The sequence below is a fragment of the Pseudomonas cistanchae genome, assembly GCF_054483635.1.
Genome location: NZ_JBTLWN010000004.1, coordinates 397,454 through 422,909 on the forward strand (window position 1 = coordinate 397,454; position 25,456 = coordinate 422,909).

The window sequence follows — 25,456 nt, forward strand, 5'->3', positions numbered from 1 at the left end:
TAAAAATAATGCAGCCTGATTTCTGGAACGACAAACGTCCCGCCGGCGTACCCAACGATATCGACCTGAATGCGTATAAGTCGGTGATCGAGGTGTTCGAGCGCTCGTGCAAGAAATTCGCTGACCGCCCGGCATTCACCAACCTGGGCGTCACTCTGACCTATGCCGAACTGGACCGCCTGTCCGGGGCATTCGCCGGCTACCTGCAGAAGCACACCGACCTGCAGCCTGGCGACCGCATCGCCGTGCAGATGCCCAACGTGCTGCAGTACCCGATCGCCGTATTCGGCGCCATGCGCGCCGGGCTGATCGTGGTCAACACCAACCCCCTGTACACCACCCGCGAAATGCGCCACCAGTTCAAGGACGCTGGCGTGCGTGCGCTGGTGTACCTGAACATGTTCGGCAAGCTGGTGCAGGACGTGCTGCCGGATACCGACATCGATTACCTGATCGAAGCCAAGATGGGTGACCTGCTGCCGAGCCTCAAGGGCTGGCTGGTCAACACCGTGGTGAAGAAGGTCAAGAAAATGGTCCCCGATTATCACCTGCCGCAAGCCGTGCCTTTCAAGCAGGCGCTCAAGCAGGGACAGGGCCATTCGCTGAAGCCGGTCAAGGTCGGTCACGACGATGTCGCCGTGCTGCAATACACTGGCGGTACCACCGGCGTGGCCAAGGGGGCGATGCTGACCCACGGCAACCTGGTGGCCAACATGCTGCAGGTCGATGCCTGCCTGTCCCAGCTCGGCGACGACGGCACCCCGCTGATGAAGCAGGGCCAGGAGATCATGATCGCGCCGCTGCCGCTGTATCACATCTATGCCTTCACCGCGAACTGCATGTGCATGATGGTCAACGGCAACCACAACGTACTGATCACCAACCCGCGCGACATCCCCGGCTTCGTCAAGGAGCTGGGCAAGTGGCAGTTCTCCGCCTTGCTTGGCCTCAACACGCTGTTTGTCGCCCTGATGGACAACCCCGAATTCCAGAAGCTGGATTTCTCCAAGCTCAAGGTCACCAACTCCGGCGGCACGGCACTGGTCAAGGCCACCGCCGAGCGCTGGAAGGAAATGACCGGCTGTACCGTGGTGGAAGGGTACGGCCTGACCGAAACCTCGCCCGTGGCCAGCACCAACCCCTATGGCGACAAGGCTCGTCTGGGCACCGTCGGCATGCCGGCACCGGGCACCCTGTTCAAGGTGATCGACGATAACGGCAATGAACTGGGTCTGGGCGAGCGCGGCGAACTGTGCATCAAGGGCCCGCAGGTGATGAAGGGTTACTGGCAGCGCGAAGACGCGACCGCCGAAGTGCTCGACAGCGAAGGCTGGTTCAAGAGCGGCGACGTGGCGGTGATCGACCCGGATGGCTTCGTGCGCGTCGTCGACCGCAAAAAGGACATGATCATCGTCTCGGGCTTCAACGTGTACCCCAACGAGATCGAGGAAGTGATCATGGCCCATCCGAAAGTCGCCAGCTGCGCGGTCATCGGCGTGCCGGACGAGAAGTCCGGCGAGGCGGTCAAGCTGTTCGTCGTGGCTCGCGAAAACGACCTGACGCCGGATGAGCTGAAGGCCTACTGCAAGGAAAACTTCACCGGGTACAAGGTACCCAAGCACATCGTCTTCCGTGATTCCCTGCCCATGACCCCGGTTGGCAAAATCCTCCGTCGCGAACTGCGCGACATCGCCTAAGCTCGTCTAGGACGCTCCGTTGCGGGCGTTTGCGGACGGCGGTTCTGAAGTGACCAGTCGCGTATAGGCTGGTCACGTTAGGACCTGCAGGCCCATCTTTGGCGCTAGGCGGTCCCTGGTAAAGGTGCTACGCTCGGCCCGCTTTTTTGCCGCTGGTTCGGCAGAACGCTAAGCAAAAAAACAAAAAATAACCGCCATCGGCGGTGAAGATCAGCTGTCGCTTAGGAGTGGACTTCCATGATCGAAAACTTTTGGAAGGATAAATATCCCGCTGGGATTCCTGCCGAAATCAACGCAGACCAGTACCCGAACATCCAGTCGGTGCTGCGCGAGTCCTGCCAACGCTTCGCTGATAAGCCTGCCTTCAGCAACCTCGGTAAGACCTTGACCTACGGTGATGTATACGAGCTGTCGGGTGCGTTTGCCGCTTACCTGCAGCAGCACACCGACCTGCAACCCGGCGACCGTATCGCTGTGCAGTTGCCCAACGTCCTGCAATACCCGGTCGTGGTATTTGGCGCCATGCGCGCAGGGCTAGTCGTGGTCAACACCAACCCGCTGTACACCACGCGGGAGATGGAACACCAATTCAACGATTCCGGCGCCAAGGCGCTGGTCTGTCTGGCCAATATGGCGCACCTGGCCGAGCAGGTACTGCCCAAGACCGGCGTCAAGACGGTCATCGTCACCGAAGTCGGCGACATGCTGGCGCCCATCAAGCGTCTGCTGGTCAACAGCGTCGTCAAGTACGTGAAGAAAATGGTGCCGGCCTACAACCTGCCGCACGCCATCAAGCTCACCGCAGCGCTGGCCAAAGGCCGGGGCAAGTCGGTGACCGAAGCCAGTCCGCACAACGCTGACGTAGCAGTGCTGCAATACACCGGCGGCACTACCGGCGTAGCCAAGGGCGCGATGCTGACTCACCGCAACCTGATCGCCAACATGCTGCAGGCCAAGGCGCTGATGGGCGCGGAGATGAATGAAGGCTGTGAGGTGCTGATCGCGCCGCTGCCGCTGTACCACATCTATGCGTTCACCTTTCATTGCATGGCAATGATGCTGATTGGCAGCCACAACGTGCTGATCACCAACCCACGCGATCTGCCAGCCATGGTCAAGGAACTCTCGCAGTTCAAGTTCACTGGCTTTGTCGGCCTCAATACGCTGTTCGTTGCCCTGTGCAACAACGCCGATTTCCAGAAACTCGACTTTTCGGCGCTTAAAGTCACGCTTTCCGGTGGCATGGCGCTGCAGCTGGCCGCAGCCGAACGCTGGAAGCAGGTAACCGGTTGCGCCATCTGCGAAGGCTATGGCATGACCGAGACCAGCCCTATCGCTACGGTCAATCCGTCCCAGCACATCCAGATCGGCACCATCGGCATCCCGGTGCCGTCGACCCTGTGCAAGGTGGTCGATGACGAAGGCGTCGAGCAGCCGCTCGGCTCCATCGGCGAACTCTGCGTGAAAGGCCCGCAGGTAATGAAAGGCTACTGGAAGCGCCAGGATGCCACCGACGAAATCCTCGACGCCGAAGGCTGGTTGAAAACCGGCGACATCGCGGTGATCCAGGAAGACGGCTACATGCGCATCGTCGACCGCAAGAAGGACATGATTCTGGTCTCGGGTTTCAACGTTTATCCGAACGAACTGGAAGACGTGCTGGCGACGCTGCCGGGCGTGCTGCAGTGCGCCGCCATTGGCGTGCCGGACGAGAAGTCTGGTGAGGCGATCAAGATCTTCGTGGTCGTCAAGCCGGGCGAGAGCCTGACCAAGGAGCAGGTCATGGAGCACATGCGCTCCAACGTCACCGGTTACAAGGTGCCGAAGGCAGTGGAGTTCCGCGACATGTTGCCAACCACCAACGTAGGCAAGATTCTGCGCCGCGAGTTGCGTGACGAAGAGCTGAAGAAGCTTGGCAAGAAGTAGCACGCTGGTCGTGCAGAAAAGCCCCGCCTCGGCGGGGCTTTCTTGTTTTCGGGCCATGGAAACCAGCCGGCGCGTGCTGCCTGGCTCGGTCGTTCAGCCGGTGTATCAGGCGTAAAAGCGGTCACGAATGATCGTGCAAAACGCATGGTGGATTTTGTCTAACAATGCAGAGTGCTGATGTCAGAGTGCTTCCTTCATTGCTAAGTTGTTGATTTACATAGATCCGTTTGTTGGCACCGGTTATGCACCTGTTGAGAACCGAAACGAACTCACAGGAGATTCACCATGCAGCTCAGAACGGATTTAGTCGCCAACGCCTTCCCCGAGTACGCTGTGAGTGCTGCTCCCCGCCCCGATGGTTCGATACTGCTGACCCTGAGCAAGGACGACAAGCCGCGTCACTCGCGCGCTGTCGCGGTCAACTCGATGCTGACCCAGGAAGCCGTTCAGGACGTGATTGCACAACTGCACTGGGGTATCAAGGCAGCCGAGGACAACGCCGATTGGGCCGACAACTACCAGTCGATGGCGCGTTCCAACCTGCCAACCTATTCCGGCACGCCGGTGTACTTCCGCGCGCTGCAGACCCTGGTCAGCCGGCGGATTCTGAAACACGCCAGCTAAGTGCCTGGCTTCCCAGGCAGCCCTTGCCAGCATTTGGTCTTGAAAGCCGCGACGGTAAAACGCAGTACCTGAAGTTCCAGCCTCGTCGCGGCGCGCGTTCAGCGCGTCTTCGCTCAGCTCCTTGCTCTCCAGCAAATTTCCTCTAGCAAAAATCTGCCGGTCTACCCGTGGCCGATGAGGGCTAGCACCTGCATTGCAGAAGGCCGTCAGCCTTGATTCGTTCTCGCTGGCAAATCTGCGACAATCCCCCCCTTTCGGCAGTACCCACGGCCCGTCCGTGCGTCATCGGCCGACCCTGCAGATTGCGAGCGCGGCTCGCCTTACGAAAGCATTCAATGACCGATCTACCACCTGCATTTGACCTCCTCAGCAAAAACCTCGACCAGGCCCTGCTGGCCGACCGTCATTGGCTGCGCCGCCAGCTCCACGAGCTGCGCAAGCAGGCGCAACCGGATGACGCCAAGCTTGCGCAATGGCTGGAACGCTTCCAGGCATCAAAGGCCAAGGTCGAGACGCGGCGCCTCAGCGTGCCGCCGATGCGCTACGACGATGCATTGCCGATTGCCGCCAAGCGTGACGAGATCAAGGCCGCCATCGCCAAGCATCAGGTGGTGGTGATCGCTGGCGAAACCGGCTCGGGCAAAACCACCCAGCTGCCGAAGATCTGCCTGGAGCTGGGCCGCGGCGTGCATGGTTTGATCGGCCATACCCAGCCGCGCCGTCTGGCAGCGCGCAGCGTGGCGACGCGGGTGGCGGAAGAAATCGGCACGCCGCTGGGCGAGCTGGTCGGCTACCAGGTGCGTTTCGAGGATCAGAGCAAAGACAGCACGCTGATCAAGCTGATGACCGACGGCATCCTGCTCGCCGAAACCCAGCACGACCGCTACCTGGAAAAGTACGACACGATCATCGTCGACGAGGCCCACGAACGCAGCCTGAACATCGACTTCCTGCTGGGTTTCCTGAAAACCCTGCTGGTGCGCCGGCCTGACCTCAAGCTGATCATCACGTCGGCGACTATCGATCTGGAACGGTTCTCCAAACACTTTGACGGCGCGCCCATCGTCGAAGTGTCGGGGCGCACCTACCCGGTCGGCACCTGGTACCGGCCGCTTGCCGCCGAGCAGGACGAGGATGGCAACCGGGTCGAGGAAGACCTCTCGGTGGACCAGGCAATTCTCGCCAGCCTGGATGAAATTGCCGCGTTCGAGAAAAGCGAAGGCAAACGCCCCGGCGACGTGCTGGTGTTCCTCCCCGGCGAGCGCGAAATCCGCGACTGCGCCGAAGTGCTGCGCAAGGCCAACCTGCGGCTCACGGAAGTGCTGCCGCTGTATGCGCGGCTGAGCCCGGCCGAGCAGCAGAAGATTTTCGCGCCCATGGGTGCGCGCAAGATCGTTCTGGCCACCAACGTCGCGGAAACCTCGCTGACGGTGCCGGGCATCCGCTATGTGATCGACAGTGGCACAGCGCGCATCAGCCGCTACAGCTACCGCGCCAAGGTTCAGCGCCTGCCCATCGAAGCTATCTCCCAGGCCAGCGCCAACCAGCGCAAGGGTCGCTGCGGCCGGATCGAGCCGGGCATCTGCATTCGTCTGTACAGCGAAGAGGATTTTGTCGGCCGCCCGGCATTCACCGATCCGGAAATCCTGCGCACCAACCTGGCGGCGGTGATCCTGCAGATGCTCCATCTGCGCCTCGGCGCAATCGAGGATTTCCCCTTTATCGAGCCGCCGGACGGCAAGGCCATCAGCGACGGCTTCAACCTGTTGCAGGAGCTGTCCGCGGTCAACCGCGAGAGTCAGCTGACGCCGCTCGGTCGTCAGCTCGCGCGCTTGCCAGTGGACCCACGGTTAGGCCGTATGGTGCTGGAAGGGGCGAAGCAGGGCAGCCTCGACGAAGTGCTGATCATTGCCAGCGCGCTGTCGGTGCAGGACGTGCGCGAACGTCCATCCGACCGCCAGCAGGCCGCCGACCAGGCTCACGCGCAGTGGAAGGATGTGGATTCCGACTTCGCCGCGTTGATCAACCTCTGGCGCGGCTTCGAAGAGCAGCGCCAGGCGCTTGGCTCTGGCGCCTTGCGCAGCTGGTGCCGGAAGAACTTCCTGAATTACCTGCGCCTGCGCGAATGGCGCGACGCCCACCGCCAGTTGGTGCTGATTACCCGTGATTTGCAGCTAGGCACTGGCAAGAAGGTGGATGGCGCCGGCCGTCCACCCTACGACGCTGATCGTAGGGTGGACAACGCCGCAGGCTTGTCCACCACGGCTAATTCGCCTGCGGCAAATCCACAGGATCGCCGGAATGCCGGACTACAGCTCTCGGCGGCCCAAAAAGAAAAGGAACTGGCCGAAAAAGATCAGGCCGCCCAACGCGCCAAAGGCTACGCCAGCGTGCACAAGGCGATCCTCTCCGGTCTGCTCAGCCAGATCGGCCAGAAGACCGAGGAGGGCGACTACCTCGGCGCACGGCAGCGGCGTTTCTGGGTGCACCCGTCGTCCGGCCTGGGGCGGAAGCGGCCGAACTGGATCATGGCCGCCGAGCTGGTGGAAACCACCAAGCTGTTCGCGCGCATGGTTGCGAAAATCGAGCCGGACTGGATCGAACCGCTGGCGCCGCACCTGATCAAGAAGAATCACCTGGAACCGCACTGGGAGAAGAAGCGCGGCCAGGTTGTGGCCTTCGAGCAGATCAGCCTCTACGGCCTGATCGTGGTCGGCCGTCGCCCGGTGCATTACGGCCCCATCGATCCCAAGGTATCGCGCGAGCTGTTTATCCGCGAAGGCCTGGTCGGCGGGGAAATGCTCTCCCGGGCCAAATGCCTGACCGCTAATCGCCAATTGCTCGAGCAGCTCGACGAACTGGAAGCCAAGGCGCGTCGCCGCGACATCCTCGCCGACGAGGAGACACTGTTCGGCTATTACGACGCGCGGCTGCCGGCGGAGGTCTACCAGACCGCGACCTTCGACAGCTGGTACAAGGGCGAAAGTGCGAAGAACCCGCAGCTGCTGCTTATGCGTGAGGAAGACGTGCTGGCCCGCTCGGCCTCCGAAGTCACCGCCGCGCAATACCCCGATACCCTGCGCCTGGGCGAGCTGACCCTGCCGCTGAGCTATCACTTCGAGCCTAACCACCCGCGCGATGGCGTGACCCTGCGCGTACCCGCACCGCTGTTGCCGCAACTGCCTGGCGAGCGTTTGCAATGGCTGGTGCCCGGCCTGTTGGAGGCCAAGTGCATGGCGCTGGTACGTGGCCTGCCCAAGGCGTTGCGCAAGAGTTTCGTGCCGGTGCCGGATTTCGTCGGCGCGGCGCTGGGGAAGATTGCCTTTGCTGATGGCAGCCTGCCGCAGGCGCTCGGCCGCGAACTGCAACGCATGACCGGCACCCGCGTGCCTGACGAAGCCTGGGCAGAGGCCGATGCCGGGCTCGACAGCCACTTGCGCATGAATATCGAAGTGGTCGACACCCACGGCAAGGTCCTCGGCGAGGGCCGCGATCTGGCCGAACTCACCGCGCGCTTCAGCGAAGCCAGCCAGGCCGCGCTGGCGTTGCCGCAGACCGAAAAAACCCAGAAGCCGGTCGAAGCCAAGGCGTTCGCCCAGGTCGCCGAGAAGACCCAGCAAAAGATCGCCGGGCTCTCGATGACGGTGTATCCGGCCTTGGTGGAGGAGGCCGGTACGGTCAAAGAAGGGCGCTTCCCGACCCAGGCCGAAGCCGATTACCAGCATCGCCGCGCGCTGCAACGGCTGCTGCTGCAACAACTGGCCGAGCCGGCGAAATTCCTGCGGGGCAAATTGCCCGGGCTGACCGAGCTGGGCCTGCTCTACCGCGAGCTGGGCCGGGTTGAAGCCCTGGTCGAGGACATCCTCCTGGCCAGCCTCGACAGCTGCGTGCTTGAGGGTGTCAGCCCGATGCCACGGGACGGCGCGGCCCTGGCCAAACTGGCCGAAAGCAAACGTGGCGACTGGGCCGAGCATGCCGAGCGCCTGGCCAAACTGTGCCTGGACATCCTCAAGCTCTGGCACGGTTTGCAGAAGCGCTTCAAGGGCAAGATCGACCTGGCCCAGGCCATGGCGCTCAATGACATCAAGCTGCAGCTGAGCAACCTGGTCTACCCCGGCTTCGTCCGCGGGATTCCGGCTGAATGGCTCAAGGAAGTGCCGCGTTACCTCAAGGCCATCGAGCAGCGTCTGGACAAGATCGGCGGCCAGGTACAGCGCGACCGGGTATGGGCCGGCGAGCTGGCAGGCTACTGGGAGCAATACCAGGCGCGCCTGGGCAAACATGGCCAGGAAGGCAAGCGCGACCCACACTTGCAGCTCTATCGCTGGATGCTCGAGGAATACCGCGTATCGCTGTTCGCTCAGCAGCTGGGCACCAAGCTCGCGGTATCGGACAAGCGCCTGAGCAAGCAGTGGAGTCTGGTGGAGGGCTGAAGTGCGCCTGGCCCTGCGCAAGGTGAGCAAGCGTTACTGTGATCCGTACAACTTCTGGAGTCTTTCGCGTGCTGTTTGAAATCCAACCCATGAATGCCGAAATCTATCGGCAGCAGACGCGCCGCATCACGCTGTTTATCGCGGGCGGCTTTGTCGTGTTGGCGCTGCTGCTTTCCACAGCGGCGGTAAAGCTGTTCGGCACGCCAGGTGGCGACAATTTCCGCTGGAACCTGATGGGCGTGCTCACTGGCCTGGCGCTGACCATCGCCGTGGTGCGCCAGTACCTGTGGTCGCGGCCGTGGATGGCGCCGGCGGTCTACGGCTGGCGGCTCAAACGCAGCCTAATGCGAGTGACCAACGTCATGCATTACGTCAAAACCGGCGTAGCGGCGGGCGACCCTGCGGCGATGAAGTTGCTGCGTTTCTACCACCTCGGCGTGACGCAGATGCACCAGCTCGACGGCAACTCCAGCGACCTCAGCCAGATGGTGCGGGAGATCGATACGCACCGAGAAGCGATGCTGGCGCAGGGGCTGGATACCGAACAGCGCCGCCTCGACCCGCATTGGCTGGACGTCGTGAAGCAGTGGGCGGCCTGAGTTGGTGCGCCGTGATGGGAGTAGCCAGCCTATGCAGTTTTCCCTGGTCGTCGAGGGTCGTCCGCTGCCTGCCGCGCAGCCCGCAGATCGGGTGCCCTGGTGGAGCTTTACCAAGACGGTGCTGGCCGCCACGGCCCTGACCCTGGTGCGCGACGGCCTGGTCGAGCTCGACGCTCAACTGCCCGAAGGGCCGTTTACTTTGCGCCAGTTGCTGCGCCACGAGGCGGGGCTGGCCGACTATGGCGAGCTGAGCGAGTACCACGCCGCAGTCGCTCGGCACGAGGCGCCCTGGTCCGCCGCCGACATGCTGCAGCGCCTCGATGCCACGCGGCTGCGTTATCAGCCGGGCGCCGGCTGGGGCTACTCCAACGTCGGTTACCTCTACGTGCTCAGGCTTATCGAGCGAACCACCGGCCTTACCCTAGAGCAGGCGCTGCAGCAGCGCATATTCGCGCCGCTTGGCTTGACCCAGGTGCGCCTGGCAGCCAGTACCGCGGATCTGCACGGCGTATGCCTGGGCGATATCTGCACCTATGACCCTGGCTGGGTCTACCACGGCCTGTTGGTTGGGCCGCTCAGTGAGGCAGCGCTGTGCCTCGACCGCCTGCTGACGGGCAACCTACTGCCGGATGAGTTGCTGCAGGCGATGCAGACGGCCCGCGTTCTTGGCGGGCCGATCCCCGGACGGCCCTGGGTGTCGCCCGGCTACGCCCTCGGCCTGATGAAGGGCGGTCTGGCCAACGGCGTCAGCCTGTGCGGGCATACCGGCGCCGGGCCGGGCAGCGTGATCGCCGTCTACCATCAGGCCCAGGGCGAGCGTACGGCCAGTTGTGCAGTGTTCGCCGCGGGCGCGGATCAGGGTGCAATCGAGGCGGAAATGGTGCGCCAACTCGCGGCCTCGCTGGCAGCTGACGAGCAGGGGAGCCCGCGCGCATAGCGCAACCGCAGGCTACGTCCGCGCGCTCGGCGCTTGGCCGATACCCGGCGGCCTCCGCTTGATCGGCTGGGATTTGACGATGGCCGTGCTGGTCTGCGCCTTGTCGGCGATGCGGTCGAGAATGTGGTCGAGCTGGCCAATCGAGCGTACGTGCAGGCGCGCGATATAGCAGCCATCGCCGGTCACCTTGTCGCACTCGCAGAACTCCGGCGTGTCTTCGATCAGCTTCTGCAGCACATGCAGCACATGCAGCATGCCCGGCAGCGGCTTGATACGCACGATGGCCTGTAGCTGATACCCAGTGCGGGCGGGTCGATCGTCGATGGTAAAGCCGCCGCGTTCCTCCAGCCGGCGCAATCGCTCAAAGGCGCCGGTGACGACAGGCCGACCTGCCGGATAAGCTCCTTGTTGAAATCCAACCGATAAGCCGAAACAGATGGCAGCCGGAGCCTTGGTGTGGCGCCGCGTTCGGCGCAATGCACTGCTAGACTCGGGAGATCCCAGCGTGAGCACGAAAAATGACCCGTATTACGCGTATTGCTGCTGATTTTCTAACGTTGCGCCTTAGCCGTTCGATTGCCCTGCTGGTAGTGGCGACCTTATTGCCAGGCCTCACCTGGGCGTGTGAGAAGTCGCTGCGTTGGGACGATGATGCGCCGTTCAGTCTGCTCCAACCGGATGGCACAGTTGTAGGTATCAATATTGATCTGAACCGAGAAGTCCTGACCCGTTTGGGCTGCCAGGTCAGGCTGGTCAAGTTGCCTTGGGCTCGCGCGCTCAAAGAATTGGAACTGGGACGGCTTGATATTCTCCCCGGCGCGTTCAGGAAGCCCGAACGCGAGCGATTTGCCTACTTTTCCGGCGCGGTATTACCACCCTCGCGCAACATTCTGTTTATGCACCGCGACGCTTTGGCTCGCTGGCCTGTCGAAAGTCTGCTCGAATTGGAAAACACCGCGTTTCGTTTGGGTGCGCAGACCAACGTGTCCTACGGCCCGGATTTCCATCAGTTGATGGCGCAGGAGGCGTTTGCCGCGAGGGTCGCGCTGGTTGCCAACCGAGATAGCCTGTGGCGGATGATAGGCAAGAGGCGGATCGACGGCGTGATTGCTGATGAGCACAGTGGTATGCATGAAATTCAGGCATTGGGCCTTGGTGACAGCATCACACCCACCCGCGTAGTGGTTTCCACCGAGGCCGCGGAGCTGGCCTTCAGCAAACATTCGCTGGACTCAGCCTTTGTTGAAGCCTATGTCAATGTGCTGCAAAGCCTGGTAAACGACGGCACTTACGAGCGCATCGTGCAGCGTTACCTGAAACCCTAACTTCTGCCGTCCCATCCCTCTTAGTGATTGAACGAACCTGTGCGACCACGCTGCCGCCGCGTGCGCATAACGCGCGCATGTTCATGGCTGCCGGCGAACCGGAGCTCGCGATATCCGTTGGTCAATCACGGCAGTTCGTCCAGGCGCTGCTTGGCGCGGCCGATACCCGGTGGCCGCCGCTTGATCGGCTGGGATTTGACGATGGCCGTGCTGGTCTGCGCCTTGTCGGCGATGCGGTCGAGAATGTGGTCTAGCTGGTCAATCGAGCGTACGTGCAGGCGCACGATATAGCAGTCGTCGCCAGTCACCTTGTCGCACTCGCAGAACTCCGGAGTGTCTTCGATCAGCTTCTGCACCACATGCAGCATGCCCGGCAACGGCTTGATGCGCACGATGGCCTGTAGCTGGTAGCCCAGTGCACGCGGGTCGATCTCGATGGTGAAGCCCCGGATCACGCCGCGTTCCTCCAGCCGGCGCAAGCGCTCCGAGGCGCTGGGCGACGACAAACCGACCTGCCGGGCGAGCTCCTTGAGCGATACGCGCGAATCTTTCAGCAGCGCTTCGAGGATTTTCTGGTCGGTTTCGTCGAGCATTTTTCGTTTCTCCGAAAAATCACCGTTATGGCTAACAAAGTTAGGTTTTTCTTTATTTACGCCTTTTTTCAGCCATGTCAAAGCCGCTCGCCACAGAATAATTTATGCCTATCGCCCACTCAGGAGGATTCCCATGAACAGCACGGCGCGTGGCACGGTCGAGATGACCGCAGCAATGATGATTTCCGGAACCATTGGCTGGTTCGTGGTGGTGTCCGGCCAGCCGGTAATGGATGTGGTGTTCTGGCGCTGCGCCATCGGCGCACCGGTGCTGCTCGCCGTCTGCGCCGCACTTGGCCTGTTGCGTGGCACCTTGACGCCGCGCCTGCTGCTGTTCGCTGCGCTCGGTGGGGTGGCGATCGTGCTCAACTGGCTGTTGCTGTTCGCCGCCTATTCGCGGGCCTCGATCGCCATCGCCACCGCGGTGTACAACACCCAGCCGTTCATTCTCGTGGCGCTGGGCGCGCTGTTCTTCGCCGAGCGCCTGACCCTCAACAAGCTGCTCTGGCTCGGCCTGGCGTTCATCGGCATGCTGCTAATCGTGCAGGCAAAACCCAGCGCCGGTTACCTGGGCAGCGAGCATTTGCTCGGCATTCTGCTGGCCCTGGGCGCCGCGTTCTTCTACGCGCTGGCGGCAGTGGTCGCGAAGAAACTCAAAGGGACGCCGCCCCATCTGATCGCCTTGATTCAGGTCTGCGTCGGCACATTGATGCTCGCACCCTTTGCCAACTTCAACGCGCTGCCGGCCGATGCCAGCACCTGGGCCGTGCTGCTTACCCTGGGCGTGGTGCACACCGGGCTGATGTACATCCTGCTGTACGGCGCGATCCAGAAACTGCCGACCCACCTGACCGGCGCCTTGTCCTTTATCTACCCGGTGGTGGCGATCCTGGTCGACTACCTGGTATTCGACCATCGCCTGCAGGCCATCCAGCTGGCCGGTATCGCCGCCATCCTGTTCGCAGCAGCGGGGATGACGCTCGGCTGGACATGGTGGAAGCCCGCAGCCGGTGCGCCCGTGGGACGTGTGTAGGACGTTAACTGGAAGAGCGAAGCGCCTGCTCGATTGCGGCGATCACCACCTCGGGCTCGGAAAACTGCGGGAAATGCCCGCTACGGGTTGCAATGATCTGCTTGCCCATCGGCGACAGCGTTACCAGTGCGCGTTGGTGGGCGGACCGTGCTGCCAGCGCTTTGGCTGCCGTGGCCCACTGCATGGCGGGTTTGCCGCCCGTGATGACGGTCAGGGGGATGGCCGGAAACGGCGGGGCGGACTGCAACTGCTGAACGGTCGATGCCAAGTGCTGGCTTTCGGCGTTGGGGTTCGGTGGCGAGAGCCGTTCCATGCCCTTTTTGATCAGGCGTTGCAGCGCGTTCTCGTAGCGGGCGAGCACCGCGACATCTTCCGGTGCCGTCGCGTCGAGCATGACGATTGCCGTTACCTCCGCGGGATAAAGGCGCGCGAACAGATTGACGATCAGACCGCCCACGGAATGGCCGACCAGCACATAGGGCGGCGGCATGTCTGTTGCGAGCAGCGCCGCGCGCAGCGACTCGACCATATGCCGGCCATGCTGCGCCGTGGCCGGTTTCGAGCTTTTACCAATACCGGGCCGGTTGTACGCGAACACCTTCGCCATGCCGGCAAGCGGGCCGAACACCTTGTACCAGCCCTCGATGGGCCCACCGGAACCATTGACCAGAACGACATGCGCAGGCCCGCGGCCGGCACAGACATACTCGATGGACTCGCCGATGGCGCTGGCGATCTTCTTCGGCGGAAAGTTGAACATCGGTAAGCCCCGCAAGCTGTTTTTTCTTGAATGACCCGGATGGCCCCTGAGCCAATCGCGCTATTGAAAGACCGGCCTGAAAAAACTCCGCTCGTAACTGATGATGCAGCGCGTGTTCTCGGCATATTCAAACGCAGCCAGGCACTCCGGGTCCTGCATTGAGCGGGTTCTGTACTCTTCATAGAGGGCCAGGCTTGGGAAGGTGAACATCGCCAAGGCGATGTTGTTGGCCCCCTCCGAGGGAAGGAAGTAGCCGTGGTGCTGGCCGCCGAACTTCTCGACCAGGGGAATCCAGATTCTCCCGTAGTGCTCAAATTCCTTGAGCTTGAACGGATCGATCACGTAACGCAGGTAGCAGGTAATCATAAGAGCCTCGGTGTGGGCCAGGCGCTGGCAGGTGAGCTTGGCGCAGCCCAGGCTTTAGCTTGGGCATTGAGCAAGAGTAAACAGACGATAAACAGCGGCACCTCAATGGCGACGGCGAGCAAAGCGAACCAGTGAAAGTTGCCATCGACTGCCAGGCTGATCAGTCGACCAGCCGCCAGGCCACCGAGAAAAACGCTTTCAAGCAGCAGGGCAGCTTTCGCATGCTCGGCGTACAGGGAGCCAACCAGCAGCAACCCGCCGATGCCGCAGTACAACCCCATGATCGCCCGGAAGATATGCAGCTCATTGTCTTGAAGCGATAAGCCCACAATGCCTTCCAGGACAGCGCTGGGCGATACACCGTAAAGCAGGCCTATCGCGATCACGGCCGCGCCAGATGCAAGAAGAAATTTTCGAGTTCCGTTCATGGATCAATCCTTCACGTGGTGTGTTCAGGCTCGTTGTTGGGGGCTGGAGGGTTTGGACCGTCAGAGATAAACAGCCCAGAACCATACCAGCAGTTCTAGGGCGAACGACCAATGCAAGATGAAATTCAACCACCAAGGTTTATGGACAGCCTCGACGGTGAAGAGCGCATAAGGCTGATCCACGAACGGAGCAAACCACCAGATGTCACCGACGATTGAATCCAACAGCATGTGAATAAATCCGCTGATTGAAAATATTGACGCAAGCGCTGCAGCTGATTTGTTTCTCGATAATCTGAACCAGATACCCGACGCCACCAGCATCGAAAGCCATAGGATCGGATAGTGCGGCCAGTAGGTGTGGTGGTGATTCTGGCGGTTGTCGATCAGATAGAAATAGAACATATCCAGATCAGGGGCAATCGCGCCCAGCACGCCCGCCAGGACAAAGAACTTTGCTGCAACGCCAGAATCCGCGAGCGGCCTAAAAAACAACTTCGCCGATATATAGCCTGCTGGTAAATGGCCTATAAACATATGAACTCTAACTAGCAAGGAACCGAATCAAGAAGTGGGCGCGCTGCGCTCTCGAACCCAGGGTTACATCGTCAGCTGAGGATATCCGCACCTCTGTAGCCCTCAGGGACACCTTGAACCAGAAATACGTCACCCTCGGTGTGTTCGGTACGCAGCGGTCGAATGGCTTTATACGCATCGGAGTTGTACCAGCCCTGGGCCAGCTCCATGGATGGAAATTCGATCACAACCAAATCCGCGGACCACGCCCCCTCAAGCGGTTGATACGGCCCGCCATGCACCCGGTACCTTTCGGAGAAGGGTGCCAGTGTTGCGTCGATGCGCAGCAAGTACTCCTTGATCTCGTCATCAAAGCGGGTTTCACGAATCATGGCAATGGCATAAGCAGTCATGGAAGCTCCAGGGCAAAGTGAATAGGGGAGTACACGGGCTTTAGTGGTGTCGGCTAGCTACTTGGCGTTGCGCGGCTTGTTAAATCTCGTCGTCAGGCAGCAACGCCGGGTTCCACACCACTTCCCAGAGGTGCTGGTCGAGATCCTGGAAATAACCCGCGTAGCCGCCCCAGAAAGTCTCGTGTGCCGGTTTGACGAGGGTAGCGCCGGCCGCTTGCGCTTGCTTCATCACGGCATCGACCTCTGCCCTGGAGGAAACGTTGTGGCCAAGCGTAAGGCCAGTTGCGCTTGGGCGATCCAGGGGCAGGCCGGAGTCGTGGGCAATGCTCGCACGGGGCCAGAGCGCCAGCTTCAACCCAGGCTGAAGGTCGAAGAATGCAACCGCACCGTGCTCGAACTCTTTGCCGATGGTTCCCTCCGTTGCGAGACCGAGGCCGTCACGGTAGAAGGTAAGCGCGCGATCCAGATCGTCTACGCCCAGCGTGATGACGGTAACTCGAGCCTTCATGCGAGATATCTCCCTGAGAATCAACTTGCCAAATGACGGGCGTCAGCCTGCCGCCCGCAGAAATTTCTCGGGAAATACTACGCCAATGCATGAGCAAAACTTGCGGCGCTTTTAACAAGCCCGGCGCAGTCTGGATGCCAGCGAGGCCGTTATAAGCAACGAAGCGGTTGCCGATCGGAAGGGCGTCAAGGCATTGCAGGTAAACCAGGCGACGCGCTCAAAAAAACGACTATCGAAGGAAGCCAACGACCGTAGCGGCCGCTGGCGTTCCGCAACCGCTCAAACGGTTACTGAGCGCGAGTAACTCGCCAGATGGTATTCGCCAGATCGTCGGCGACGATAAGCGCGCCGCGCGGATCAACGGTCACACCGACCGGCCGCCCCATGGTTTTCCCATCAGCGGTTTGAAAACCGGTCACGAAGTCGACCGGCTCGCCTGAAGGGCGGCCATTGCTGAACGGCACGAAGACCACTTTGTAGCCTACCGGTATTTCGCGGTTCCAACTGCCGTGCTCGCCGACGAACACCCCGTCGGCAAACTCATTGCCCATGGCTGCGGTGGAGAAGTCCAGGCCGAGGGCAGCAACGTGAGCTCCCAGGGCGTAGTCCGGTTTGATCGCAGCAGCCACCAGCTCCGGCTTCTGCGGCCGTACACGGTCGTCGACGTTCTGGCCCCAGTAACTGTAGGGCCAGCCGTAGAAGCCGCCTTCACGTACCGAGGTCAGGTAATCCGGCACCAGATTCGGGCCCAGCTCGTCCCGCTCGTTCACCACCGCCCACAGCTGCCCTGAACCGGGCTGAATCGCCAGCGCCGTCGGGTTACGCAGGCCGGTTGCGTAGGGCTTGTGCGCACCCGTCTCGGCATCAATCTGCCAGACCAGGGCGCGGTCCACCTCTGCTTCCATTCCGCGCTCGGTGATGTTGCTGTTGGAACCGATACCGACATACAGGAAGCGCCCGTCAGGGCTGACGGTAAGTGCCTTGGTCCAGTGATGGTTGATCTCCGATGGTAGGTCGGTGACCTTGCTCGGCGGGCCACTGGCCTTGGTCTGGCCTTCCTGGTAATCGAAGCGCACCAGTGCATCCTGGTTGGCCACGTACAGATTGCCCTCGAAAAACGCCAGCCCGTAAGGCGCGTTCAGGTTCTCGGCAAACAGCGTCTGCAGCTCGTAGGTGCCGTCGCCATCGGCATCGCGCAGCAGTGTCAGCCGATTGCCACCCTTGACCGAGGTGTTGCCCTTCGCCTTGATGTAGCCGGCAATCACATCCTTGGGCTTGAGCTTCGCAGCGTTGCCGCCTTTGCCTTCCGCCACGAGGATGTCGCCGTTGGGCAGAACAAGGGTCTGGCGCGGCACCTTCAGATCGGTGGCAATGGCCGTGACGCTGTAGTTCTGCGGCACCGTAGGCTTCTGCTCACCCCACTGCGCGGGCTCCGCGATCTTCATGCTCGGCAGCAAACCCCGTTGCGGCTCGGGCAGCTTGGGATCGGCGCCACGCGATTGGGCAGTATCCTCACCTTCGCCCCCACAGGCGCTCAACAGCAAGGCCAGGGGCAGGGCGGTAAACGCGTTCGGATACTTCATGCATCACCTCCTGAGCGCAGGTTGGTAAGGCCAATCCACGTCGACACGCAGGTCAGCAGGGTGACGATCACCGACAGAACCAGGCCCAAGGGCATGGTTGCCCAGGCATCCTTGGCGTGCTCGAGGGCATTGATAAAGCCCAGCACCCAGGTCGCGAGCAGCAGTAATAGATACAGCAGCGGCCGGCCTTTCTTGTGATCGGCCCGCAGCAGATTGGCCAGCGCGAACAGAATCGCCAGACCACAGAAAACCAGGCCTCCAGCAATCAGCCAGGAGGCGAAATTGCTCCACTGGATCTGATAGCTGCGGAAGTAGGCGATATCGCTCAACAGGGCGCCCAGAAACAGCGGAACGGTTCCCGCAAGCAGCGTCGCGTGAAGCGGGTTTGGTGTGCTTCGGTACGTGGAGTGAGTAGCTGTGGTCACGGCGGATCCTCATCGCTGGGCGACCCTGGCGTGATGCTCAATGCAGATGCGCTGGCCCGCCAGGCTCGCTTTGACTGCGCATAGAAGGGGATCGCCCCACTGGGCTAATAGTTCATACCGGTTTACTGGCTAGGCGTTGCGCCTAGGAGCCTTGGGCCTTTGTGCATGGCGGGCTGATCGTTCGACTTTAGATTGCTCAGCTCGCTGTCCGTACCATGTCAACATGAGGAATGCCATCTTCATCGTATGGTTCACTAACGACTTGAAAGCCAAGTGACTCATAGAATTTTTTCAAATAAACCTGAGCGCCAATTTTTATTCCGTTGCCGGGAAATTTTTGCTCAGTGAATCTGATGGCTTCTTCCATCAGAGAACGACCAATTTTTAACTCCCTAAACTTCTTGAGCGTCATAACACGGCCGATTGAAGGCTCACTGTATTTAATTCCGGGATCAACAACTCTGACATAAGCCGCAAGCTCACCACCTAAGGAAACAGTTAGATGCCAAGCTTGCAAGTCCATATCGTCAGTCTCTTGGTAGGGGCAGTTTTGCTCAACAACAAAAACTGTTTCGCGAGCTTTGATGATCGCGTGTAGTTCAAGTGCGGAGAAAGATTCTAAGCGAGACCATTGGAACTCAAGTTTCATATAATTTATTTCCTCGCTGAAAATTAATTGGAACGGATGTGGTGGCGTGGATACTGGACTTTGAATGAGCCGCCAATCATGTATGCCAGTACTTTCAAAATTCATAATCCTTGGAAGGCCCGCTTATAACTCATCGGCTCTATCAAGTGCCTCTATGACGGCAGGGTTTTCAGGATACTTTTGGCGAATGGCAGCAGCTTCTGACTCTATTGTCTCGCACCGCAGCTCAGCCATAGCTGCCGCGACCTCTTTATCACGCTCTGATTGGTCGCCGTTGAATTCGCCCGCAAAGTGAAAACATGATTCAAGTTGGCTAGCGACCATAGATGCATCCTCGGGAACTTCAAGAAGTGCCGAGACAGGAGGCGGTGTGTCATCCCTAGATTCCAGTTCCTCAGCTTCGGGGGTGCAGCCCGTAGCGGCAAGTAAGAGGAAAAATATTATTAAACGTCTCATAGCGGCCTTAACAATTAAGTTAACAAGCGGGTGAAAGTGTAGCTTTTGCGAGTCTACTGAGCGAAGCGAACGGTGAGCGTACCGAAAATTGGAGAGCATTCCTAAGGTTAGGTGCTTGATGTGCTTAAAGTGAGCGTGTGCACTTCTATCTCTCATTCAATTGCGGACTCTCCACCCTCCAACGCAAGAGATGATTGTGTCGGCGCCATGGCAACTATCGTGGAGGCTTGCAGCATCGACCACATCACCAGCGCGAGCGACCAAGTTCGGACGCGGTATAACCTGTTCGGGACGTCGCGCCACTGCTATGACCTCATGGCCGAAGGCGAGCGCTTGATCCACAAAGTGGCGCCCCGTAACGATGAAGCTGCAGCGGTTGGTTATGCATCAAATCCATTCTTGCTCATCGACCGCAACGGTGACTTCCGTTTGAAGCGATCCGGTATGTTGCGTGCTGGCGGGTTCAATCATCATGAAGTGCGTATCCGGTTCCGCACGGGGGCAATGTTCTACGCCTTTTGGGACGACAAACATTTCTCCAGGGCCAAGCACTATATCCCGGTCTATTAACCTGATCGTAAGCTGGCCTTTGAACACGAGAAATAATTCATCTTCGTGCTCGTGAGAATGCCAAACTAGTTCGCCACTCCCTTTCGCCAATTTCACCAATTGCCCATTGGACTCCGCTATAACTTTCGGGGTCCATTCTGCGTCAAATAGCGCGAACTTGTTAGAAACCGTAATTTTATTCAAAGCTATCTCCTCAATGCATAACGCCTGGAGTGAAGCCTAGCCTAAGGCATCGGATTGATTGAGTCGTTAGATGCCGTCACCAAGGGCGGCGCTCATCTGCTGTAGTGGCTGCGCTCAGCAGACGTTCTGGATTATAGTTTGCTGAGACTACGAGGCTTGCAAGATCCTCAACGCGGCCAGGACGAGCGAGGAATAGAACAGCCCCCAGTAACTGATCCGTTGGATTTTGCACAGAGGCGAGAAGAGCCTTGGCTCTCGCTACATTGGCCTTACCGAATTTTCTAGTGATCTCGTGGGCACGATCCTCGTCGGTGAGCCCGTACTCTCGTTTGTCTCTTGCAAAAACCATGACCTTTCCTGGCATCTAACGTTTGGTTAAGGGGCCGGCTTTAGCCGGTCCCGAGTGAGCGAAGCGAACGACTTGAACCACTAGTTAGAAGCCATTGGTAATTTCGAACCTGAATGCTGCATGCAGGTTATAAAAGCATTCGCCTAAATACTCTAGCGCTACAAGAATATTAGGTATCGGTGAGTGATTTAAACTATATGCTTGGATTAAATTGTCATTCTCGTCGACTAATAGCGTGCATTTTACGAGCTCTTTTTGATCTTTGAATTTTCCAAGTATTGATTCAATAGTCTCAGGTTGTATAGGGGATTTCTTGGAGTCCTGAACGCTGTTTGTTGATTCTGGATAGCGAAAATATGTGCTTTTTGGATCGGAGCCACTAATTAATTTTATTTTATCTTCTATGTCCGGCGGCAGACTCCAGTCGGTTCGTGCAGGCAGCTTAGGGCTTAGAGTTGTGAATATTCCTTGAAAATAATTGAATAGATCTAGAAGGTTGTGGGTGTTTGAAAGGGAAACCCATTTTTTGTTGACTTTTATAGCTGGCTTCTCTTGTGAAAAACCTTGGCCATAAGCTAGATCATATTTTTTGTGAAGAATTACGATAAGTGATTTTAGAAATAACTCGATTGCATGTCTCTGTAGATAGCAGATTGGGAGTATGCCAATCATTAGATTTTTTGCCTCCCGAAGGGAATCGGCAGCTTGCGAGAAATTGCATGCTGTAATTCCGAGTCCACCATCATAGTGTGTATTTGGCGGCGTTATTAAGTAGTTCATATTGGCTTCTAACGATTAAGCTAACGGGCAGACAAAAGCGCAGCTTTTGGCTGTCCAGCGAACGAAGTGAGCGACAGTTGAGCGCATTGTTATGTGCTCTTGGCGCGAAGCCAATGCTTTTTGGAGTTTTCCTGCCGCTTTATTTTTCCAGACTTTATGAGCTTGTTAAATGAAGTGGTGAACTCCGACTGTGGAACCTTAAGCTTGTGCTGTATTTCAATTGACGTAAGCGGTTGAGACATGAGCTTGAGGATTTTTGCCTCAATGGATGTGTCGATTGCTACTACGACATTGCTGCCTTCTGCCTCGAGGGCGATGTAGGGAGCATTGGCTTTTACGCCAGCAAGCGAACATTGAAATTCAAATGCTTTCCAAAGGCTTTGATCTTTTGAGCAAAGGCAGAATTCTATTGCTTTTTTCTCTGCTTTTGAGAGATGGGAAAGGATATTTGAAAGATGCGCAATTATGTAAAAGTCAGCTTGATTGGGCCCTGTTGGGTAGCCGCTTACGCAGGTTAGGAGTGCGTTATTGCATGCGGATTTCAGGCTTTCCGAGTTTGTAAATACAAAGACTCGATCAAGAATTGATATCGTGAGCTCATCGAGCATGCTTAAGCCGATGTTTTCGGCGTCAACGTAATAGATTTTCAAAGGCTACTCCTGAGCCAAATGAGCACATAACGTTTGGTTAAGGGGCCGCGGAACGCGGTCCCGAACGAGCGAAGCGAGTGACTTGAACCATTTGTTAGGCGGCTCACTCGGTGGCCTGCTTTAAATTTGCATGCTCTGCAATAAGCCATTTTGAGCCAACAGAAGGAAAGGTTATGTTTATAACCGTGATGCCTTCTTCTCCTGGTTGGATCTCTTCAACTTTTCCAACGCCGAACTTTGCATGGGTGAGCTCTTGCCCTATACGCACGGTGCCAAGCCCGATAATTTCATGCTCTTGAACGCTGTCCACCCCAAGTGGTGAGCTTGCGGGAATAGCTTCTGCAGAAATACACGCTGCAAAGGCAAAGAAAGTGGCTTTAAAAGGCGATTTCATATTTTTTACGCCTAACGTTTGGTAGGGGCGGGCTTTAGCCCGTACCAGTGAGCGAAGCGAACAATTTGAACCAATTGTTATATGCATTTGGCGCGAATGCATGTGCTATTAACTAGGTTGTGTTTGGTTGTTTGCAGTGTTATGCGCTTGCTGCCAGTGAGCTATTGCTTGAGATGTGAATTCTTCAAACTGCTCTGAAGAGTCAAAGCTCCGTTTGGGTATTACGTGGAAAAGGCAGGCAGCTACTTGGATTAGCAAATAAGAACCGGCTGGTTTTACCGAAACCACACCGTGCCACTTGTTAAGACTCTCATTGGCAGATGTTGTTTCAATAAGTCCCTCGGGAAGAAGCGTATAAGTATGCTCCCCAAGCACTCCATTTTTGGCGGACGACATTAATAAAATGGTGGTCATGTTGAACACGATGCCGAAAAACATACCAAGCAGCCCGCCAATTGCTGAGCTCACAAGATGAATTACAAGCTCGCGGGAATTTTCGGGTAAACCCTTGCTCCAGGTTATATATAAAAACGTAAGAGATGCAATAACTAGGATTGTTATGTAGGTTGAACGCATCTTGGGGAGAACAGATAAATTAAACTTTATCAGGTCTAGCTTTCCAATATTGGTGGTTACTTTCATGCTGATCCTTGCATATAACGTTTGGTTGAGGGGCGGGCTTTAGCCCGTCCCAGCGAACGAAGTGAGCGATTTGAGCGCATTGTTAGGTGCGACTCCTCTCTCTATAGTAGATCCTTTTCTTTGAAATCTGCTCGGCATCATCAATGCCGTAATCTACACAAACTATCTTTCCTGCAACTACTCCCCAGTTTTCAGCCTTATATTCAAGATCGACATTGGGGTAATAATTGCTGTACTCCAGATCGTTTGCGGATTTAACCTCATCAAACGTAACCGGCTGGGATGCTCTGTCCATAACAAGAATAAGCCCAAAAGGGTCGCAGAACCGAACTGGGCATAAGTGCTCCCACCCAAATTTTGGCCTCCATTGCCTCCATATCTCTGCCTCCCATCTGTTGCATCGTGCCCCGCAAGTAATATTTCTTATTCGAGGTATCTTTATTGCCCACCTTGATGAAATAAAACTCTTCTATATACACCTACAGGCATGCTTTGGGCACCTAACGTTTGGTTAAGGGGCGGGCTTTAGCCCGTCCCAGTGAGCGAAGCGAACAATTTGAACCAGGTGTTAGCGCTCTGGCCACTCACCTTTAAGACGAGACTTTTCTTTATTGAAAGTGGCTGATTTAACCGTAGGTAGGTTTTGTGCAAATGTGAACTTTGCCCAGAACTCACATTCGCAAGATGCATACATGCCAATTGTCGAGTATGGCTCATAAGTTAAATTCAAAGTGTCAGACTCAATTGTGAACGCGGGCTTTTCGCCTGCATCTGCTCCGCATGTGGATGGGTGACGGACTAGAAATGTTAGTCCGTTATTCGATCCCATCTTCCATATTTCAGGCTCATGATTTTCTTCAGTCCAGTCGCCGCTACAACCAAGAAATTCAAATGATTTCAGCTCGGGACTTTCGAGGCTCTGCACATCTGCAGCGACTGAAAATGTGCAGAAAATCAGTGTGGGCAATATTGCGGCGGTATTGAGTTTTGATTTCATTATGGCGCTAACGTTTGGTTAAGGGGCCGGCTTTAGCCGGTCCCGAGTGAGTGAAGCGAAAAACTTGAACCACTAGTTAGGCTTTGCGTGAAAATAGAGAGATAGAAAAATAAAAATAAGACCAACTACTGCGCTCGCACCTGATATTTTATGGAGAAGAGTATTTGTCTCTGTCCATGCCCTAGAAAGTTGCTCGTATGAAATTTCTGGGCCGCTAGGGATGGTTATAGCGTAAACAGGTAGCTTTCTTAGTCCGCTAAACCACGATAGTTCACCATTAGGGTGGGCTAGAATTCGAATCTTCTCGTTGTCTAGGCTTTTCAGGACTGTAAGTACCTTTTCGCGTTCAATGCCATGTGCTTTAAATCTGAAAAATTGACTCTCAGCTCCAATTTTAAAATCAAAGCCAGACACTCCATATTTTCCGCGAATTTCTTTGATATTTGAAACTTTTCCGTGAAGTTCAATAAGCTCGCTTCGGGCTGCAGGTTCGCCATATGCAACCAAGAAAAATATTACTGAAAATATTGTGAGAACAATTCCCAGTGCCAATAATTTTATAGAGTTAACTTTGGTATTGGTTAAATGCATGCCTGGGGCCTAACGTTTGGTTAAGGGGCCGGCTTTAGCCGGTCCCGAGTGAGCGAAGCGAACGACTTGAACCATTTGTTAGAGGCATTATTCTGAGATGACAATTTTCGCCCCTGTTGACTCAAGAGTATTTATTAGTGCGTTAGCTGATTCAGCACTAATGACCTCTAATTCAAAAAGCTCTTTCTTTCTGATGCTTCGTGCTACGCGCTTTAACTCAGTGCCTTTAAGAGTTGTGCAAAGGCCAAGTCGATATACGAAAGACTCCAGCGACCAGTGGGATTCCTCAACCCAACCTCGTTCCGCTGACCACGACTCAATGCGTAGTATCGCCATATTTGCCTCTAACGATTAAGCTAAGGGGCCGGCTTTAGCCGGTCCCAGCGAACAAAGTGTGCGATTTGAGCGCATTGTTATAAGCCTTCTTGAGCGTCGAAGTAGTTAAATACGGAGTTACTTGCATTGTCATGGAAACACAGTCGTTCTGCGTTTGAGATGACAGCCCCAGAAGTTAGTTTAAAGACTAGTTCAGGTGAAAACTCTACTCCATTGGCCTCAAGCCTTGCTCCGTCATGCAGTGTGCCCGTTTGAAATGCATAGCTGAGGCAAATACTTTGTCGCGCCTTTAGATCAACGCCATGGCGCTCCAATATTCGATCAAGGTCTTGAATGAGTATTCGTTGGTACTCAAGGGCTATTTCGGCGTACGTAGGTTTCTGGCTCATGGCATTGGCTTATAACGTTTGGTTAAGGGGCCGGCTTTAGCCGGTCCCAGCGAGCGGAGCGAGCGACTTGAACCAGTAGTTAGACGCGGTGACAAATCGAGCTCGGAATTTTCAGGCGACGCCAAATGTACCTGAAGCCGAACCGAGATGTTGGGCAACGAACGTGCGTGGGCTGGCAGATACATAGCGGTAGGACGACCAATGGCGTTTGCCCCAGCGATGGGCCGGCAACGCCACCGCGAAAGGCTACGAACATTCAGATGTTTTGCGCGCCGACGCTCAATGCTTGCAACTGCGCTGATAT

27 protein-coding genes and 1 pseudogene are annotated in these 25,456 nt (G+C 57.2%); 8 read left to right on the forward strand and 20 right to left on the reverse strand.

Annotated features, from left to right (window positions below; translation table 11 throughout):
- The first annotated feature begins 8 nt into the window (after nt 1-8).
- The 6 genes from fadD2 (at nt 9) to ACX0MV_RS14250 (ending at nt 10,216) form a co-directional block, all read left to right on the forward strand.
- Nucleotides 9-1,697, forward strand: a complete 1,689-nt coding sequence (gene fadD2 / locus ACX0MV_RS14225) for a long-chain-fatty-acid--CoA ligase FadD2 (RefSeq protein WP_458983169.1) — start codon at nt 9-11, stop codon at nt 1,695-1,697.
- A 237-nt stretch (nt 1,698-1,934) separates the two neighbouring features.
- A complete protein-coding gene (fadD1, locus tag ACX0MV_RS14230; protein WP_458983170.1) occupies nt 1,935-3,623 on the forward strand; it encodes a long-chain-fatty-acid--CoA ligase FadD1 in 1,689 nt (562 codons plus the stop codon).
- Nucleotides 3,624-3,908: 285 nt separating this feature from the next.
- A complete protein-coding gene (locus ACX0MV_RS14235; protein WP_458983171.1) occupies nt 3,909-4,247 on the forward strand; it encodes a DUF3509 domain-containing protein in 339 nt (112 codons plus the stop codon).
- A gap of 335 nt (nt 4,248-4,582) precedes the next feature.
- Nucleotides 4,583-8,680, forward strand: a complete 4,098-nt coding sequence (hrpA, locus tag ACX0MV_RS14240) for an ATP-dependent RNA helicase HrpA (RefSeq protein WP_458983172.1) — start codon at nt 4,583-4,585, stop codon at nt 8,678-8,680.
- A gap of 71 nt (nt 8,681-8,751) precedes the next feature.
- Nucleotides 8,752-9,279: a DUF3087 domain-containing protein gene (locus ACX0MV_RS14245; RefSeq protein WP_458983208.1), complete on the forward strand. Its 528-nt coding sequence runs from the start codon at nt 8,752-8,754 to the stop codon at nt 9,277-9,279.
- A 31-nt stretch (nt 9,280-9,310) separates the two neighbouring features.
- Nucleotides 9,311-10,216: a serine hydrolase domain-containing protein gene (locus ACX0MV_RS14250; protein ID WP_458983173.1), complete on the forward strand. Its 906-nt coding sequence runs from the start codon at nt 9,311-9,313 to the stop codon at nt 10,214-10,216.
- A gap of 12 nt (nt 10,217-10,228) precedes the next feature.
- Here the strand turns inward: ACX0MV_RS14250 and ACX0MV_RS14255 are convergent.
- Nucleotides 10,229-10,623 (reverse strand): annotated as a pseudogene (locus tag ACX0MV_RS14255) (Lrp/AsnC ligand binding domain-containing protein); the annotation flags it as partial.
- Between the two features lie 111 nt (nt 10,624-10,734).
- Between ACX0MV_RS14255 and ACX0MV_RS14260 the strand changes: the two are divergent.
- A complete protein-coding gene (locus ACX0MV_RS14260; protein ID WP_458983174.1) occupies nt 10,735-11,541 on the forward strand; it encodes a substrate-binding periplasmic protein in 807 nt (268 codons plus the stop codon).
- A 125-nt stretch (nt 11,542-11,666) separates the two neighbouring features.
- On the opposite strand, the gene ACX0MV_RS14265 is transcribed toward ACX0MV_RS14260, so the two are convergent.
- Nucleotides 11,667-12,134 carry an Lrp/AsnC family transcriptional regulator gene (locus ACX0MV_RS14265; protein ID WP_458983175.1) on the reverse strand — a complete coding sequence of 156 codons (468 nt, stop codon included), beginning with the start codon at nt 12,132-12,134 and terminating at the stop codon, nt 11,667-11,669.
- Nucleotides 12,135-12,267: 133 nt separating this feature from the next.
- On the opposite strand from ACX0MV_RS14265, the gene ACX0MV_RS14270 reads away from it, so the two are divergent.
- Entirely contained in the window at nt 12,268-13,167 is a 900-nt protein-coding gene (locus ACX0MV_RS14270) for a DMT family transporter (protein WP_458983176.1), read from the forward strand.
- A 4-nt stretch (nt 13,168-13,171) separates the two neighbouring features.
- Here the strand turns inward: ACX0MV_RS14270 and ACX0MV_RS14275 are convergent, their stop codons facing one another.
- The 18 genes from ACX0MV_RS14275 to ACX0MV_RS14360 all read right to left on the reverse strand — a co-directional run bounded on the left by ACX0MV_RS14275 (nt 13,172) and on the right by ACX0MV_RS14360 (nt 24,427).
- Nucleotides 13,172-13,927, reverse strand: a complete 756-nt coding sequence (locus tag ACX0MV_RS14275; protein WP_458983177.1) for an alpha/beta fold hydrolase — start codon at nt 13,925-13,927, stop codon at nt 13,172-13,174.
- Nucleotides 13,928-13,987: 60 nt separating this feature from the next.
- The gene (locus ACX0MV_RS14280) at nt 13,988-14,293 is read right to left on the reverse strand and encodes an NIPSNAP family protein (RefSeq protein ID WP_458983178.1); all 306 of its coding nucleotides are present in this window, start codon (nt 14,291-14,293) and stop codon (nt 13,988-13,990) included.
- A complete protein-coding gene (locus ACX0MV_RS14285) occupies nt 14,290-14,721 on the reverse strand; it encodes a DUF4345 domain-containing protein (RefSeq protein WP_458983179.1) in 432 nt (143 codons plus the stop codon). The genes ACX0MV_RS14280 and ACX0MV_RS14285 overlap by 4 nt, the downstream gene beginning before the upstream one ends.
- 60 nt (nt 14,722-14,781) lie before the next feature.
- Nucleotides 14,782-15,258 carry a metal-dependent hydrolase gene (locus ACX0MV_RS14290; RefSeq protein WP_458983180.1) on the reverse strand — a complete coding sequence of 159 codons (477 nt, stop codon included), beginning with the start codon at nt 15,256-15,258 and terminating at the stop codon, nt 14,782-14,784.
- A gap of 71 nt (nt 15,259-15,329) precedes the next feature.
- Nucleotides 15,330-15,650, reverse strand: coding sequence for a DUF1330 domain-containing protein (locus ACX0MV_RS14295; protein WP_458983181.1), 321 nt, complete (start codon nt 15,648-15,650; stop codon nt 15,330-15,332).
- 79 nt (nt 15,651-15,729) lie between these two features.
- Nucleotides 15,730-16,158: a VOC family protein gene (locus ACX0MV_RS14300; RefSeq protein ID WP_458983182.1), complete on the reverse strand. Its 429-nt coding sequence runs from the start codon at nt 16,156-16,158 to the stop codon at nt 15,730-15,732.
- A gap of 287 nt (nt 16,159-16,445) precedes the next feature.
- The gene (locus ACX0MV_RS14305; protein ID WP_458983183.1) at nt 16,446-17,741 is read right to left on the reverse strand and encodes a PQQ-dependent sugar dehydrogenase; all 1,296 of its coding nucleotides are present in this window, start codon (nt 17,739-17,741) and stop codon (nt 16,446-16,448) included.
- On the reverse strand, nt 17,738-18,166 hold the full coding sequence (locus tag ACX0MV_RS14310; RefSeq protein WP_458983184.1) for a DUF2231 domain-containing protein: 429 nt from the start codon (nt 18,164-18,166) through the stop codon (nt 17,738-17,740). The genes ACX0MV_RS14305 and ACX0MV_RS14310 overlap by 4 nt, the downstream gene beginning before the upstream one ends.
- A 196-nt stretch (nt 18,167-18,362) precedes the next feature.
- A complete protein-coding gene (locus ACX0MV_RS14315; RefSeq protein WP_458983185.1) occupies nt 18,363-18,815 on the reverse strand; it encodes a GNAT family N-acetyltransferase in 453 nt (150 codons plus the stop codon).
- Between the two features lie 123 nt (nt 18,816-18,938).
- Nucleotides 18,939-19,139, reverse strand: a complete 201-nt coding sequence (locus ACX0MV_RS14320; RefSeq protein WP_458983186.1) for a hypothetical protein — start codon at nt 19,137-19,139, stop codon at nt 18,939-18,941.
- 288 nt (nt 19,140-19,427) lie between these two features.
- Nucleotides 19,428-19,613: an NAD(P)H-binding protein gene (locus tag ACX0MV_RS14325; RefSeq protein WP_458983187.1), complete on the reverse strand. Its 186-nt coding sequence runs from the start codon at nt 19,611-19,613 to the stop codon at nt 19,428-19,430.
- A 45-nt stretch (nt 19,614-19,658) separates the two neighbouring features.
- Nucleotides 19,659-19,937 carry a cupin domain-containing protein gene (locus ACX0MV_RS14330; protein ID WP_458983209.1) on the reverse strand — a complete coding sequence of 93 codons (279 nt, stop codon included), beginning with the start codon at nt 19,935-19,937 and terminating at the stop codon, nt 19,659-19,661.
- Nucleotides 19,938-20,457: 520 nt separating this feature from the next.
- The gene (locus ACX0MV_RS14335; protein ID WP_458983188.1) at nt 20,458-21,153 is read right to left on the reverse strand and encodes a hypothetical protein; all 696 of its coding nucleotides are present in this window, start codon (nt 21,151-21,153) and stop codon (nt 20,458-20,460) included.
- Nucleotides 21,154-21,242: 89 nt separating this feature from the next.
- The gene (locus tag ACX0MV_RS14340; RefSeq protein ID WP_458983189.1) at nt 21,243-21,803 is read right to left on the reverse strand and encodes a hypothetical protein; all 561 of its coding nucleotides are present in this window, start codon (nt 21,801-21,803) and stop codon (nt 21,243-21,245) included.
- Nucleotides 21,804-21,906: 103 nt separating this feature from the next.
- Nucleotides 21,907-22,197: a hypothetical protein gene (locus ACX0MV_RS14345; protein WP_458983190.1), complete on the reverse strand. Its 291-nt coding sequence runs from the start codon at nt 22,195-22,197 to the stop codon at nt 21,907-21,909.
- Nucleotides 22,198-22,305: 108 nt separating this feature from the next.
- Nucleotides 22,306-22,839 (reverse strand): YcxB family protein, encoded by a 534-nt coding sequence (locus ACX0MV_RS14350; protein WP_458983191.1) that lies wholly within the window; start codon nt 22,837-22,839, stop codon nt 22,306-22,308.
- 568 nt (nt 22,840-23,407) lie between these two features.
- Nucleotides 23,408-23,836, reverse strand: coding sequence for a hypothetical protein (locus ACX0MV_RS14355; protein ID WP_458983192.1), 429 nt, complete (start codon nt 23,834-23,836; stop codon nt 23,408-23,410).
- A gap of 72 nt (nt 23,837-23,908) precedes the next feature.
- Nucleotides 23,909-24,427 (reverse strand): hypothetical protein, encoded by a 519-nt coding sequence (locus ACX0MV_RS14360; protein WP_458983193.1) that lies wholly within the window; start codon nt 24,425-24,427, stop codon nt 23,909-23,911.
- Nucleotides 24,428-25,456: the final 1,029 nt, after the last annotated feature.